The organism is Legionella cherrii (genome assembly GCF_900635815.1).
Classification (GTDB): Bacteria; Pseudomonadota; Gammaproteobacteria; order Legionellales; family Legionellaceae; genus Legionella; species Legionella cherrii.
In genome coordinates this window covers 1,927,989-1,942,965 of record NZ_LR134173.1, presented here as the reverse complement: position 1 = coordinate 1,942,965, position 14,977 = coordinate 1,927,989, and the positions used below count along the sequence as shown (strand labels likewise).

Here is a 14,977-nt window from a genome sequence, read left to right as displayed (position 1 = left end):
GTGTCCCTATGACTTTATTTAAAGCGATTTTAAAGTACCTTTGGGCAATACAGTGCTTACTGCGCCTCTTTGTATATTAATCTCAACACCTTCTGCAAGACTGATCTTGATGTACTGGTCATCCAGACTAACTACTTTAGCTAAGATACCACCTGAGGTAACGATTTCATCGCCCTTCTTTAAACGGCTTATTAATTCACGATGTTCTTTTGCTCTTTTATTTTGAGGTCTTATCAGCATAAAGTAGAACAACACAAAAATAGCAGCGATCATAACGAGCGAAAAAGTTCCATCTGCTTGAGGCGCTGCTGTAGTCCCCGCTGCAGCCATAGCATCGCTAATAAAAAAACTCATACTGTCTCCTTTAATCTACTATTGATAACCGCGTGACATCATATAGTGAATTGACCTTAAGGTAAATGAATCTATGTGGAAATTAAAACAGTTTTTCATTATTTAAATGGGCGCTGCTTCATGCCCCAGATTATTATGGAGGTGATTTGTTGTGATACAAAAGAACAAGGGCAGCTAGGCTGTCCTCATCTTAAGCTCAACCCCAAATAACCCAACCTAGCGGTTTTTATCTAAATACTTGTAAAATATTAGATTCAATGATGCTGTGATTTTTTGAATCAACTTCAGGAACTACTGCTGCTCTACTAAAAAATCTTGCAAAAAGCTCTGTTTTCAGTTTTGTATCCTTCTTCAATAAATATTGACCCGTTTCACAGGAATTATTTTGAATTTTTTCCGAGCCTGTTTCTTTTTCTCCTTCACATTCTTCATTATTTTTCTTTGTTTTCTCTATCTCTGCGATGTTTATATGTTTAGTCGCATCAAGAAAAATCGACTCTGCTACTTCATAGGGTATTTCGATCCCATTTATTTCAATTAACCTATTGCTTATATAGAAAAGATAATGAGCATGTTTTTTTAATTCCAAACAGTATTTTATAAATGTGACATCCTCAGCTATAGAATGCTCTAGCCTAGTAATTAGTTCTTTCTTTGTCATACTATTTCTAATAGGAAGATGATCTTCAGCATAATATTTAAGAAGATAAAGATTTTCATGACTTAAACATTGATCAATTTGCGGACTGTGGCTGTCTTGTTGGCAGGATTTCATTAACTGATACAGGGAACACAATACAAGATATAACAAGAAAAGAAAAATAATTCCGGCAAATGCCACACCTATACCTTCTGGAAGAATGTAGTAGATCATTGCTTCTGAACAATATTCATTATGCAATTGGATGCACTCACCGGGACGTATATCATCGTGAAGACTGCATTCATCAGCAATCGAATAGTTGGGATCCATGAGGCTTCCATTGAGTTCATAACAGGTAGAACCTCTACCATTATAGGTACTCACAATTAAATTTTTCCAAAGATCTTCAAGCTGTGATCTTTTTGCACATCGAGTAACAAAATCATGTATCAAATAGCTACTACCTCCTCCCCAAGCCCCACTTAAAAGAGTTGTAGTTGCTACCTTTTTAATACTGGATTTTTGAGCACTCGTTAATTTAGGCTCCGCATTAATAAGCTCAATACAACGATTCAGATCTCTTTGACGGAAGTCCAGTTCAGTTAATAAAGTTTCATATTTTCCAATAGGCTCTATTTCAGGATAATTAGGCTTATCTCCGATTAGGGTTTGAATCTCATCATTCTCTTCCTTTTCGCTGGCGATTAGGGGTTGATCTTCTAGATCAAATTCATCGTTAGCTTTATTCTTTCCTTTAGAAAATAGTCCAAACATTTATTCCCTTGTTGTTATTTTAAATATTCATTGGTGCTTTTTTGTATTTATCGTATCGAGTTGAGGTACTTCTTTTCAGTGAAAAGCAACAGCCAGGGTAAGCTGGCTTTCACGCTATAATTTCAGTTCAGTATGTTCCACTTCCTTTGACGAAGAGACTTTTCCTTTTTCATCAAGCTTGGAAAATATTGACAGTACAGGGGCGCAGTCATACGAGGGAATTACTGTACTGCTGGGAATCAATCCCTCTTGTTTTAAGGCTTCCCAAAATTTAGGATTTATTGGTTCAAGAGCATATTTCAAAGTAGCTTTCAGTTCTTCTGAGGTTCTTGCACCAACAACGACTTTTTCAACTTGCGGATGCATGTGTACAAATTGCATTGCAGCATGCGGCAGATCAACTTGAAATTGGTTACATATCGATTTTATTTTTTCTAGTCTTTCCATCTGTTGCTGATTTGCTTTTTCATAGCGAAAAAAATGATTATCCTTTTGACCGCTTAAAAGTCCCCCACCATACGGGGCTGCGATATAAAGTTTGATATTTTTTTCTTTACAAAGTGGGAATAGTTCATCAAGTGCAGAGAAATTAAGTAAATTATAACAACCAGCCAGCATAATGCGATCGATTTGAAAGCGACCATCTTTAATAAGCTTCATGCAAATTTCAACATCGTTTGAACCGATACCAGCAATTTCAATTTTCTTCTGATCTTTCAGTGTACCAAACGCAAGGTAACCCTCTTGAATAAATGTTTCATAATGGGTAGTGTGTTTTTCGCCATGAGTCCCTTTATCAAGATCATGTAAATACAATGCGTGAACATTCGATACCCGCATCCGCAATTGGCTTTGACCAAATGATTTTTCGATCCCCTCCTTGCTGTAGTCAAAAATCTGCGAAAAACCACTGGAATTAGTAAAACCATTACTGCTTTCTGATTTTTTATTCGGATCGATTATGCGACCTACTTTAGTAGAAATCTTTACTCGAGCGCGATCATCTTCGGATAAACAGAGTAAAGCAACACCTAAGACATTTTCTTGAGCACCATTCCCATAATGAGGGGCGCAATCAATTTCCTCAATGCCATTTTGTACTGCAAAAGTCACTGTTTCTATCATTTTAAAAATTGGAACTTCAGCACTTCCCCAATGGGCAAAGCCAAGAACAAGTTTGTGACGAGGCATAACAAAACTCTTATGTTAGATAAAGAATGGGGGCAGTATCCAATGTTAAAAATAACTCGTCAAGGTAAAATAGGCTAAATATTTTCTTGTAAACAATAAGATACTTGAAGAAAAAATTCTGATTTTTTAAACAGAAAAATGGAGTCGCAACTTCAAGTCCAAATTAAAAGAATAACACGTGCATCAAGCGTTGGCTGGGCTGAAAAGCCAGCGTCAAATCTTAAGCTTTACCAAAAAATTGATTGTGAACTAACATATTGAGCATCAATGTACATCAGTGGGATGAGACTTGATTGATACAGATAAACAGTTGCTAATCCGTCGAGTTTGAATAAATTAATTTTTAAGGGCACCACAGTCAGTAATAAATCCGCCTCAATAAAACCATCATAATGGCTAATCTCTGCTCCGACAATCGACCAATGTTCCCATTAACATCATAATTAAGTATTATTGCATCCTATTTTTTTCTAGACAATAATGGTATGAAACTAAGTGATTTAAAAGCAATGGTGGAACTCTCAGAACTAATCTATGAGCAAGTTGATAAGTCTTCATTTAAAGAATTAACCGAATTTGTGGGAACTTTCAGTGAAATTTATTCTCTATTTCAAACTAGAGAACGCTATAAACTGGATCATAGTGATATTCCATCTGAGCTCAAGGTTTTTTTTGATGAAAATGATTCTGAACTTGATCTATTAAGCCGAAAGACTTTAGCTTTGGCTGATTCTATAGACAATGAGTTTAAAAAATTTCGTTCATCTGAAAACTCTTCTCTAGTTGGACAATTTTTTTCATTCTTTGTGCAATCTGATTCTAATCGCAAGGTATCGTCAAGCAGTATCTATAATACTGGAATGAGTCAAACAACGAATAGCACTTCAGTTACCCTGGATAGCATTCTAAAGAGATACAAAACAAAAGATAAAAATGTAGCCCTCAGAAGAGCAGCTCACCAAGGCAGTGTTGCGCATGTCGAGTTGCTAATTAATCACTTTGGGGCCGATATTAACAACAAAAGTAGTAATGGTTTTACGGCTTTGGACTGGGCTTTTTATAATAATCAGATGGAGCCACTAGGTGTTTTTAATACATTATGCTGGCTTGGGGCAGATCAATCAACACTTAGGCCTCTTCTTGAAAAATATGTAACCGGTGATGAGTCTGAATTTCCTACAAAGGATATCGCCCTAGCAAGAGCCATGGAGCAAGAAAATCAAAAAGATATCCGCATATTAGTCGATAAGTACAAGGCAGACATGGAAAAAGCTCAAGAAATTTTGGATACTAAAACAACATCTCTAAGCTTCTTCTAATCAAAGTACTCGTTAAGGAACAAATTGCGGTAAAGTTCAAGTGTCATGATTAAATTTAGATATTAAGGGCAACTAAGTATTTGCCCCGAGTTTTAGTTAAGTTTAGTTTTAGGAGGATAGGGAGTGAAAAGTAAGATTCCAGATAAATCTGATTTTAAATGTGGGTTCAGCACTATTGCTTTTCTTACATTTCTAACATTAGTAAGTAATCATGCAGCTGCAAACACTGTCGTGTCTTTAGGACAAATGGCCTCAAACATTACTGGATCATTTGCCAATCTGGCTAAATTAATTACTGCGGGTGCTTATTTGGCGGGCTTGGGATTCTCTATTGGGGCTATTATGAAGTTTAAACAGCACAAAGATAATCCAACTCAAATTCCAATTGGAACGCCAATTGCTCTGGTCTTTATATCCGCTGCTTTATTATTTCTCCCTTCCATTCTCGGTGTAACAGAGACAACCATGTTTGGATCGAGTGGAGGTGAAACTGCAGGGCCTAATGGAATTATTTTTGGTAGCCAATAAGTTGGGTTGCTGTGTCTACCTAATGCGTAGATTTAGTAACGTATTGAGATGTCCAACTTTTAAGAAAAGAAAATTCTTTTATAAAAAATTAGGGAAGTTCATTAAAGGGAATTAGGCATTCTAATAAACTGAACTTCCCAACTGAAGTAATCCACTGAAGAATTAAATGAATTGATTTTGATGGGATGGATTTTAATGCTCCTCTTGGGAACATAAGATTAAGTTGGTTTCGAATTGGTTCCTTTGGCAAGCCGACTAAAAATTTAGGAAAAAATTTAAGGATACTATATTGGCTAAAAAATCTGGAACTCCAAACCGTCGAATATACTGATTCATATAGCCAATTTCAGTGTTTAACGATGGGTTTATTTTATAACCTACTCCAACAAAATACCGGTTTTGATCAAAACCACTGCTGTTTCTACCCACAAAATTATTCTTGTGAAAAAAAACTTCATCGCTTGTAACAAAACTCATTTTATTAAAATGCTTGAAAGGAACTGAAATTTTAATCAGTTGTCTTAAACGATAGGCTGTCTTGGGATTGTTTTCTAAAAAGCGCTGTTCTGTACGGGTTCTACTGGTAAACGTTAAATATTTATTCGTTTTAGTCCATAACAATTGTTGCCAAATACGATCTTCCTCAAATGGGTTAGGGGTGTTTGGTTTCCCTGTATAAATCCAGGCATATCCAATCCAGATACTAAGATTATCAGTTAATGCATAGCCTAATCCTGGACGTAATAAAATCTGTGAAAAACGACTGCTATCATCCCCTAAGCGCTCTTGATCTTCCAACCAATATCTTAGACGGCCTATAAATTTGTTATTACTGTGAGTCTTACCAATTGCTGTAATATTGAACCAGGTTTGAACATCACGCTCTAGAGCACAATTCCCCTTTGTAGACCATGATAGAATAAACATTCCTATTAAAAAACAGGATAAAATACTATTCCTTTGCATAGATGTTCTTAATATAAAAGAGGACTATTCTAATTCACGGCGCTTCATTTGGAAAGAATTGTGACTCGAAACGATCGTTAGACCATGACCTTGGTAATCCATGATATTTTTAAAGAATAGTGCATCCTCTCCTGTTGTGAGCTTTTTTATCCTCCAGGGCAACAGCATTGGATTTATCAACTTTTTCGAGGCAATCCCTAAAGGAATCGATATGGGAAAGGTTTTGATAGGCAAGGTGCTGAACATCTTGTATTAGCAAAGTTAATTTCTCATGAAGCAATCGTTTTGCTGCTTGAAGATCATCAAGCTTTTCATCATATAAATCCATGAAGTCTTTTTTTACCTGTTCATTCTGCACATTAATTGATTTTGGAGATTTCTCCAAAAGATAGGTTTTTACTAATTTATTCATGCTTGCGGCAAATTTATAATTTTCCTCGATTTGGAGTAATCGATAAGAGTCTAGTAAAAAATCATAAAGCTCATCAATATAAGTCGTATCAAAAATTGCTTTTAACTCTTTTTTATTATCTTGCTTAATGACTTTTTCCAAGTGGTGGCATATACAGCCGTGAGATCTAATGCACATACGGATCCTTGTTATAGATATTCAGCAAATATATTAAAAATGCCCATGCTGTGCAAATAATATTAGCGGCATCCTAAACGTTACACGCAGACTGAATTAAGAGATGCCGGTCATAATCAGCTCGCACTTCAAAAATAGATAATGAAATGCCAGGAGCTTCCGCCCTTGCCAATATCGGCAATCACTCGTTTAAATGAGTTAATTTCTACCAATGGGGTTGTAGCAACAGGTAAATTCAAACGGCTTAGGCTCGACTTGCCCATTTAAATGTAAATAATAGCCTTCCTGTTTAAGTAATGAATTAATATTAAGTAAATTATCAACTTCATATAAATAATCGCGATGCGGAGACTCCCAGTCAGCAATTTGTATTAATGCTTTTTGTTTCGCCTCAAATTCATTAGCAGCAACTACAAAAATATTTTTATGTAATTCGGTAAATTGCTTGTTATCGTAGCCGCCCAAGTTTACGAAAAATAATTTATTATCACTATTTTCTGACGGCTCCTGTGAAATTTGAATACTATGTCCATCTGCATACTTTAAGATACCCCAAGCGTCTATATGCAAACTTTTGGGGATACCCCACCAGCTTTTTTTAAGCACATCATAGGTATCTTCAATGGATTGAGCCACTATAAAGCGGAGATCATGCAGTTCGATTAAAGAATTAGGGTGGGAACCACCAATATATACTACAAATAAATTCATTATTTAGTTTATCCTATTTGAAGCAACAGCTATTATAATTTTTCTGGATTTCAGCATTAAAAATTGTCTCACCCCTGGCGATCAATGCTCACCTTAAGGAACAAACCGCTGTAAAGTCCAGGTTTCATGGATGCGTTTTGCATTTATTGAATCCGACAACCGATGTTCATTTAATTGATAAAATTTTATCTGTTCAGGAATAATCATATAACCAACATATTCATGAGGCCTTTCTGGGAGATTTTTTTTATATTGCTCTTTTAAAGCAACCAACTCTTCATCTAAGTCCTGTTGTTTATTTATCAATTGTCCAGACTTTGTACCATAAACTAAAAAACGCAACCTTCGCTCTTGATCATAAGTCTCCCAGTTTTTTAGATTTTCTTCTTCGCTAACTGGCCTTACTTTTCCAAAAACAGTAACTTGTCTTTGCGTCTTCGGTAACATAAAAGTGAAAGAAACATAGGGATTGACTGAGATATGTGCTACTTTCGCACTACCCAGCTGGGTAAAAAAAAGCAATCCATGTTCGTTTATTTCACGAATAGCTACTGTACGGCTTCTTGGAAACCCATTTTCATCTACTGTCGCTAAAACACCCATATTAAATGGTAGATCTTCTGTCTCAACCCAAACCTTCATTAATCTTAACAACCAACTATAATCAACTTGTTCAGGTAACTCTTGCAGACACCAGTCTCTGTCCGTGAATTGCATTTTTTATATCACTTTATTCAACTCAGATGCGTTGGATTATATTACTAATTTTAGTAATCATCATAATGGGATTTTTAACTAATTGTGATATTAATATAGTTCATGAATACCCAATATTAAGAAACACCCTTAAACTGTGCACGAACCTTAGTGTTCCTATTTTTTTAAACGAAGATAGTTAGATATTTTTTCTTTTATCTCTTTGCTTGCTTACCCTTTTTACGTCGTTCATGAAAAACATAGTATAAGCCCGGTAAAACCAATAAGGTCAAAAAGGTAGAAGAGATAATTCCGCCAATGACCACCGTAGCAAGAGGCCTTTGGACCTCAGCCCCAGTTCCCGTCGCAAGCGCCATGGGCACAAAACCTAGTGAGGCGACCAAAGCCGTCATTAACACAGGTCTTAGACGCGCCAACGATCCTTGCAACACTGCATCTTTTAAATAGAATTTCTTCTCTTCATGAAGTTTATTGATAAAGGTAATCATGACTAAACCATTGAGTACAGCAACGCCGGATAAGGCAATGAACCCAACACCTGCAGAGATAGATAAGGGGATCCCGCGTAACCACAAAGCAAAAATACCACCAGTTAGTGCGAGAGGTATTCCTGTAAAAACCAACAGTGCATCCATTACTCGCCCAAAACTCATAAAGAGCAATAAGAAAATACCTAATAACGTGATGGGGACTACGATTTGTAATCGCTGTGAGGCAGATTGAAGCTGTTCAAACTGACCACCCCAGGTTACCCAATAGCCGGAAGGTATTTTAACGTTTTCATCGATGCGCCGTTTAGCGTCGTTCACGAATGAACTTAAATCCCGATTTCTAACGTTTGAAGTAACCACCACGCGTCGTTTTCCGATCTCGCGACTGATTTGGTTTGGGCTTTCACTACGCACCAATGAGGCGACCTCACTTATAGGAATAAAGTGCTGCTCTCCATCCTTGGCAAGAGGTAGCGGTATAAATATTTGGCGCAACACGTTCGGATCAGTTCGCAACGATTCAGGCAGACGTACCACTATATCAAAACGCTTATCCCCCTCAAAAAGCTCCCCACCCTTCTTGCCCCCCGTGGCAATCACTATTGCATCTTGAACCGTACTTATTTGTAACCCATAGCGCGCCAAGGAGTCACGATTAATTTCAATGGTTAATAGAGGCAATCCACTGACTTGCTCGACCTTCACATCAGCCGCTCCTGGTATTTGTTTTAATTGAGCACTAATCGCTTCCGCTGTTTTTAACAAGGTATCCATATCATCACCGAAGACTTTTACTGCCACATCACTACGAACTCCTGAAATAAGTTCATTAAAGCGCATTTGAATAGGTTGGGTAAATTCATAATTATTCCCCGGAATTTGTTTTACAGCGTTTTCCATTTCTTGTACTAATTCCTGCTTCGTTTTTTTAGGATTAGGCCAGTCCTTACGCGGCTTTAAAATAATGAACGTATCAGCCACATTCGGAGGCATAGGATCAGTAGCCACCTCTGCTGTCCCTAACTTGGAAAAAACAGTTTTTACCTCAGGGAACTCCCTGACTCGTTTTTCGACCAAATCCTGCATCGTAATTGCCTGGGTCAAACTGGTGCCAGGAATTCGCATCGCATGCATGGCAATATCTCCTTCATCAAGGCTTGGAATAAACTCACCACCTAAACGAAAGGCAATTAATAAACTGATCACCACTAAACCTAGAGCCACACCAATGATCGTTTTTCGCGCATGAAAACAACGGCGCAATACTTTGCCATAGCCTATAGAGAGATGATGCACTAAAGCATTTTCCTTTTCTTGCAGGTGTCCGCGTAAAAAAATAGCTATAGCAGCAGGCACAAAAGTTAATGCAAACAGCATCGAGGCTAATAGCGCAATAATGACGGTTTCTGCCATAGGTAAAAACATTTTTCCTTCAACACCAGTCAGGGTGAGTATCGGTAAATAAACCACCGTAATAATAAAAACACCAAAAATACTGGGTCTAATTACTTCCGTCGTGGCATACGAAATGACTTTTAACCGCTCTTCCAAATTTAAGATACGATGCAGTGCATGCTGTTGCTCACCCAGATGCTTAATACAATTTTCAACAATAATGACCGCGCCATCCACAATTAAACCAAAATCCAAGGCTCCCAAACTCATTAAATTCGCGCTGATTTGATTGCTCACCATGCCAGTAATAGTCAATAACATCGACAAGGGAATCACCATAGCAGTAATAAGCGCTGCTCGTATGTTTCCCAAAAATAGAAATAAGATGATGCAAACCAAGAGCGCACCTTCCAAAAGATTTTTTGTCACCGTATGAATGGTGGCATTAACCAATAGAGTGCGGTTATATACGGTAACCGCCTCAACCCCCTCGGGAAGGGATTTATTAATTTCCTTCATTTTGGCAGCAACGCGCTGAGAAACCGTTCGACTATTTTCCCCCATCAACATAAAGACCGTACCTAGTACTACTTCTTTACTGTTCTCAGTAGCAGCACCGGTTCGTAACTCCTTGCCTAAAGCAACATCAGCTACGTCACGAATTCGAACTGGGGTGCCTTCAAAACTAGCAATAACAATATTTTCAATATCGGAAATATTTTGTACCTGCCCCGGCACCCTGATTAAATATTGCTCGCCATTCGTTTCAATATAACCCGCACCGACGTTCGCATTATTACGTTTTAATGCTTCAACCACATTATCCAGACTTAAACGGTAACGCACCAACTTCATCGGGTCCGGTGTAATATGAAATTGTTTTTCATAGCCCCCAATGGTATTGACTTCGGCAACTCCCTCCACATTTCGTAATTGAGGTTTAATAATCCAATCTTGTATGGAACGAAGCTCAGTTGGATTATACTGCTGAGTTTTTGGCACATTAGGCTTATTGGTGACAACGTACATAAAAATTTCACCAAGACCTGTTGAGATGGGGCCTAAGGTGGTTTCGGCTTCTGGAGGCAATTTATCTTTTACTTCTTGCAAGCGCTCATTAATCAACTGGCGGGCAAAATAAATATTAGTTCCATCTTTAAACACCACCGTAACTTGTGATAATCCATAGCGCGACAAAGAGCGGGTATAATCCAAATTGGGCAAACCACTCATGGCCAATTCAATTGGGAAGGTAATGCGTTGTTCCACCTCGTACGGAGAATATCCAGAGGCTTGGGTATTAATCTGTACCTGAACGTTAGTAATATCTGGTACTGCATCAATAGGAAGACGTTGAAAGTTATAAATACCTAAAATGGCAATAATCAGGGTGAATAAAAGCACAAACCAGCGATGTTTTAAAGAAAAGCGAATAATGTGTTCCAGCATTTCTATTCCTTAGTCCTCATGGATTGCGCCTTCTTTACCAAGCTCTGCTTTCATAAAAAAGCTGTTTTTACTCACATAACGCTGTCCTGCATCAAGCCCTGAGATCACCTCGACCCATTGGTCATCTTTTTCTCCTAAAATAACCGGGGTTGCTTCAAAATAATCCCCTTCTTGAACAAAGACTACATCCACATTATTAAGCCTTTGTAGGGCAGAAATTAATACCGCCACCGGCGCTTTTTTTTCTTTGATAATTACAGCACCATTCACATACATACCGGGCAGCCAGATATGATTGTCATTCGATAAAACGGCTCGAGCCAAAGTAGTTTGACTGTCCTCTATTCCTAAAGGCGCTATATAAGAAATAGTAGCCGTTGATTCAGGCGTTCCCCCATCTCCAGTCACAATGACTTCCATTCCCTGTTTGACCAGAGGCGCTTCTTTGCGATATAGGGTGAAATCAGCCCAGACAGTAGCCAAGTTAGCCACCTCATAAATGGGTTTGGTATTTTGCGCAAGCTCTCCATTGGTCGCATATTTTTGTATAATGGTTCCGGTGATCGGGGCTGTGATGGTATAGTTTTGCAGACTTTCATTACTTTCAATGATAGCTAATACCTCTCCTTTCGTGACTTCTTCACCAAGGTTTTTAGTTAATGACTTGATAATGCCCGAATACCGAGCATAGATGGGTGCCAAAGTATCACGATTAGGGACGATTTTCCCAACCACTTTTAATTGAGTTTTTATGGTCTGGCTTTGTGCTGTTGCCACTTGAATATCAGCCGACTTCAGAATATCTGGCACAATTTTTATGCGACCCTCATAAGTTGCGTAATGCCATTGATATTGCTTACCTTCAAACGCCAATTGAATGCTCACATCAAAAGAATGAGGTTCTTGAACAATTTGATTGCTTTGCAAAAAATCCTCAATGTGCTTAAAGGTAATTTCTTCCTTTTTTCCATTAAATCGAGTCAGTTGAACTGTTAGTTGTGCCGCCTCAGGCGTAATAAGCGCACCATCCTTGTAAAGAAAAGCTCGAAAATGGGGTGGCATTGCTCTTTCAAAAATTAAAAGCTCTAGAGCAATGCTGCTTTCTTTAAACAATCGACCACCCTGAGGGCCTTTAGCAATCTCTTCCAGATGCCCCTCTTTTTCTGTAACAGAGGATTCCTCTGAAGCCCAGAGAGAAAAGCAATTTAATCCTAATAGAAAAATAATCAGTGATATTGTAGAGAAAACTGATTTTAGTGCTCTCATTTGCTCTCCTTGGAAGGATGTAATCCTAATAGCGCGGTGAGTTGAATTAAGGATTTATGATAATCGGCATGGGCCTGTTGGTAGTGCCGCTCTTCTTCATACAACGTATTGAGTGCTGTGGATAATTCAATATAGCTGTAACGCCCCATCTGATAACCATCTTGGGCTAATTTGATGGATTTTTTCGCCAAAGGCAATAAAGAATCCGTAACTAAATTGGCCTCATAATTACTTTGTTTCGCTTGTAAAAAAACAGTATAGATATTTTGACGCACATCAAGACGAGCCCCTTGGAGTTCGTGAGCAGTCTGCGTGTATTGCGCCTCTGCTGCCATGATTTTCCCTTGATTGCGGTTATAAACGGGAACCTCTGCAAATGCAGACGCCACTATAGCATTACTACCATCATCAGAAAAATGACGTCCCCCCAATTGAATATTTAAATCGGGCCACACCGATTTTTTAGTCGCGGTGATTGTTGCTCGTTTGGCCTGTAATTGGAGTTGCATTTGTATCAGCTGCGGGCTTTGTGGTAGTTTTTTTAATAAATCAGACCATCTCAACGTTAGTCCTGGCAAACCTTTATCAATCAAAGGGCGGTCCACTCTTAGACCGTCACCTAATAAACGAGCAAGTTTTGCTCGTTGAGCTAGAGCATCTCGCTCTGCTTTTCGTTCCTGAATTTTTGCATCCCCTAATCGGACTTGCGCTAGCCGTAAATCCAGTTCCGCGCCAGCGCCGGCTTTAACTCTTCGCTGAATCGCTGAAACAATATTTTGATTTAAGCGAGTCAATTTTTTAGTAACCTGATACCATTGCCCGGCATAAAGAGCATCAACGTAAGTCACTCCAACTGTCATGTAAAGCATTGCTTTCTGAACATTAATCTGTGCTAAAGAGGCTAAATAGTCGGCATAGGTTGCGGTTTTTAAATACTTAAGACGACCACCTAGAGGGATAGGTTGCGTTATTGAAGCAGTGGTTTCTGCAGCTTCATAACCTGAATAACTGCCAGAACCACCAAAGTTTTCACCCGTTAAAGTCAGTTGGGGATTCGGGTACAATCCACTTTGTATGAAAGCACCTCTCATGGCTTGCGCTTTATCTATTTCTGCCTGCAGTTCGGGATTATTACGATAAGCTATGGCCAGTGCCTGCTTAAAAGTAAGTGGGGTAGCAGCCTGTACTCCATTAAAAACGAATGGAATTAAGACTGCTGTGATTAATCTTAAAAAATAATACATCCCTGCCCTTATAAAATTCTTTTTTCGTAACTATTTAAATCTACCTTAATTTTCATCAACAGAGAATTGATTTGGCTTAAATCCGTTATTTGATATGCTTAATTTATATATGTTGCCCTAGTTAAACTAATAAACATAAACCTTATAGTAGCATGAGTATTATCTAGACCTTGGTTTTATGACGTCTGAGTTTTATCCTCGATAACATAAATCAAGACTCCTATTCTTTTGGGGCTGTTCCGCAAGAAGCCTCATTCAATGAATTGATGCCCTGATCAAGATAATAAATCGAGCGAAATCCTGCCTGCTCTAATAACAGTACAGCCCTTTGGCTTCTTTGACCTGACTGGCAATAAATAAGTATAGGACCTAAGGGATCGAGCTCATCAAGGCGCACAGACAGCTCAGCCAAGGGAATTAATTTTCCACCTAAATTTTTAAGATGGTGTTCCTCAGCAGTTCTTACATCCAACAAAAATACCTTCGGATTTTCTTGTAAAAATTTGGGCAAATTTTTACAAGAAATCGCGATCGCGTGTATCTCTTCTGAAGACAGACACAATCCAAAAGCGTTTTCGTCTAGGGTATGGCCGTAGACACAAAAGGGACATTCTTTATTTTTGCTCAGATGGATATTTTTTATTTCCATTGTCAGTAAGTTGATGCAAAGCAATCGATTTAATAATGAAGTACCGCTACCGGTAATCCATTTAATTATTTCAGTCGCTTGCACGATCCCTAACAATCCAGGCAACGTACCGATAACTCCACCATTTTGACAATTGGCGGTGGTATCAGGAATGACTGGAAACAAACAATGCAAACATGGATTTTTTTGTCCATAAAATAAAGAACAATGTCCCTGGAATTGGTAAGCACTGGCATACACATAGGGCTTTTCTAAACGATAACACATATCGTGCACAAGATAACGCGTATAAAAGTTATCGGAACAATCCGCCACAAGATCATATTGAGCGATGATTTCTTCTACATTATGAGCCGTTAAACGAAAATCATACGCTTGAACCTTGATCGTTGAATTGAGCGTATTTAACCTCATCTTTGCTACAACAGCTTTTGCCTGGCCAACATCTTTTTCTTGGTAAAGAATTTGCCGATGTAGATTACTTTCGTCGATGAAATCACCATCGATTATCCCTATCGTTCCCACTCCTGCACCAGCTAGATAAGGAAGAAGTGTAGCCCCAATGCCTCCTGCCCCAAGACATAATACCCTTGCCGCTTGCAGCTTTTTTTGTCCCTGAAAGCCAATTTCTTCTAATTTAATTTGCTGAGAATAGCGTTCTAACTCAGATAAAACAGTCATATTGGGTCCC

At 38.4% G+C, this 14,977-nt stretch carries 13 protein-coding genes; 2 read left to right on the top strand and 11 right to left on the bottom strand.

Annotated features, from left to right (window positions below; all coding sequences use genetic code 11):
• Positions 1–18: 18 nt before the first annotated feature.
• From yajC to EL022_RS08325, 3 genes are all read right to left on the bottom strand, one after another.
• Entirely contained in the window at positions 19–354 is a 336-nt protein-coding gene (yajC, locus tag EL022_RS08335; RefSeq protein WP_028382122.1) for a preprotein translocase subunit YajC, read from the bottom strand.
• A gap of 226 nt (positions 355–580) precedes the next feature.
• The gene (locus EL022_RS08330; protein WP_028382123.1) at positions 581–1,771 is read right to left on the bottom strand and encodes a hypothetical protein; all 1,191 of its coding nucleotides are present in this window, start codon (positions 1,769–1,771) and stop codon (positions 581–583) included.
• A gap of 114 nt (positions 1,772–1,885) precedes the next feature.
• The gene (locus EL022_RS08325; RefSeq protein ID WP_028382124.1) at positions 1,886–2,962 is read right to left on the bottom strand and encodes an aldo/keto reductase; all 1,077 of its coding nucleotides are present in this window, start codon (positions 2,960–2,962) and stop codon (positions 1,886–1,888) included.
• 485 nt (positions 2,963–3,447) lie between these two features.
• Here EL022_RS08325 and EL022_RS08320 point away from each other — a divergent pair, with 485 nt between their 5' ends.
• Both EL022_RS08320 and EL022_RS08315 read left to right on the top strand, forming a co-directional pair.
• On the top strand, positions 3,448–4,281 hold the full coding sequence (locus tag EL022_RS08320) for an ankyrin repeat domain-containing protein (protein ID WP_028382125.1): 834 nt from the start codon (positions 3,448–3,450) through the stop codon (positions 4,279–4,281).
• A gap of 123 nt (positions 4,282–4,404) precedes the next feature.
• On the top strand, positions 4,405–4,809 hold the full coding sequence (locus tag EL022_RS08315; RefSeq protein ID WP_028382126.1) for a hypothetical protein: 405 nt from the start codon (positions 4,405–4,407) through the stop codon (positions 4,807–4,809).
• Between the two features lie 255 nt (positions 4,810–5,064).
• Here the strand turns inward: EL022_RS08315 and EL022_RS08310 are convergent, their stop codons facing one another.
• From EL022_RS08310 to EL022_RS08275, 8 genes are all read right to left on the bottom strand, one after another.
• Positions 5,065–5,775, bottom strand: a complete 711-nt coding sequence (locus EL022_RS08310) for a DUF2490 domain-containing protein (protein ID WP_028382127.1) — start codon at positions 5,773–5,775, stop codon at positions 5,065–5,067.
• A gap of 109 nt (positions 5,776–5,884) precedes the next feature.
• Entirely contained in the window at positions 5,885–6,328 is a 444-nt protein-coding gene (locus tag EL022_RS08305; RefSeq protein WP_241972142.1) for a hypothetical protein, read from the bottom strand.
• 234 nt (positions 6,329–6,562) lie between these two features.
• A complete protein-coding gene (locus EL022_RS08300; RefSeq protein WP_028382129.1) occupies positions 6,563–7,075 on the bottom strand; it encodes a DUF1543 domain-containing protein in 513 nt (170 codons plus the stop codon).
• A gap of 93 nt (positions 7,076–7,168) precedes the next feature.
• Entirely contained in the window at positions 7,169–7,792 is a 624-nt protein-coding gene (locus tag EL022_RS08295; protein ID WP_028382130.1) for a pyridoxamine 5'-phosphate oxidase family protein, read from the bottom strand.
• Between the two features lie 194 nt (positions 7,793–7,986).
• A complete protein-coding gene (locus EL022_RS08290; protein ID WP_028382131.1) occupies positions 7,987–11,127 on the bottom strand; it encodes an efflux RND transporter permease subunit in 3,141 nt (1,046 codons plus the stop codon).
• Between the two features lie 9 nt (positions 11,128–11,136).
• Positions 11,137–12,393, bottom strand: coding sequence for an efflux RND transporter periplasmic adaptor subunit (locus tag EL022_RS08285; protein ID WP_028382132.1), 1,257 nt, complete (start codon positions 12,391–12,393; stop codon positions 11,137–11,139).
• Positions 12,390–13,637: a TolC family protein gene (locus EL022_RS08280; RefSeq protein WP_028382133.1), complete on the bottom strand. Its 1,248-nt coding sequence runs from the start codon at positions 13,635–13,637 to the stop codon at positions 12,390–12,392. The genes EL022_RS08285 and EL022_RS08280 overlap by 4 nt, the downstream gene beginning before the upstream one ends.
• Positions 13,638–13,857: 220 nt before the next feature.
• Entirely contained in the window at positions 13,858–14,967 is a 1,110-nt protein-coding gene (locus tag EL022_RS08275) for a HesA/MoeB/ThiF family protein (protein ID WP_028382134.1), read from the bottom strand.
• Positions 14,968–14,977 lie beyond the last annotated feature (10 nt).

Bases quoted from the DNA above. Each gene is read 5' to 3' on its own strand.
- yajC (WP_028382122.1), bottom strand. From the start codon at position 354: ATGAGTTTTTTTATTAGCGATGCTATGGCTGCAGCGGGGACTACAGCA.
- EL022_RS08330 (WP_028382123.1), bottom strand. From the start codon at position 1,771: ATGTTTGGACTATTTTCTAAAGGAAAGAATAAAGCTAACGATGAATTT.
- EL022_RS08325 (WP_028382124.1), bottom strand. From the start codon at position 2,962: ATGCCTCGTCACAAACTTGTTCTTGGCTTTGCCCATTGGGGAAGTGCT.
- EL022_RS08320 (WP_028382125.1), top strand. From the start codon at position 3,448: ATGAAACTAAGTGATTTAAAAGCAATGGTGGAACTCTCAGAACTAATC.
- EL022_RS08310 (WP_028382127.1), bottom strand. From the start codon at position 5,775: ATGCAAAGGAATAGTATTTTATCCTGTTTTTTAATAGGAATGTTTATT.
- EL022_RS08300 (WP_028382129.1), bottom strand. From the start codon at position 7,075: ATGAATTTATTTGTAGTATATATTGGTGGTTCCCACCCTAATTCTTTA.
- EL022_RS08295 (WP_028382130.1), bottom strand. From the start codon at position 7,792: ATGCAATTCACGGACAGAGACTGGTGTCTGCAAGAGTTACCTGAACAA.
- EL022_RS08290 (WP_028382131.1), bottom strand. From the start codon at position 11,127: ATGCTGGAACACATTATTCGCTTTTCTTTAAAACATCGCTGGTTTGTG.
- EL022_RS08285 (WP_028382132.1), bottom strand. From the start codon at position 12,393: ATGAGAGCACTAAAATCAGTTTTCTCTACAATATCACTGATTATTTTT.
- EL022_RS08280 (WP_028382133.1), bottom strand. From the start codon at position 13,637: ATGTATTATTTTTTAAGATTAATCACAGCAGTCTTAATTCCATTCGTT.
- EL022_RS08275 (WP_028382134.1), bottom strand. From the start codon at position 14,967: ATGACTGTTTTATCTGAGTTAGAACGCTATTCTCAGCAAATTAAATTA.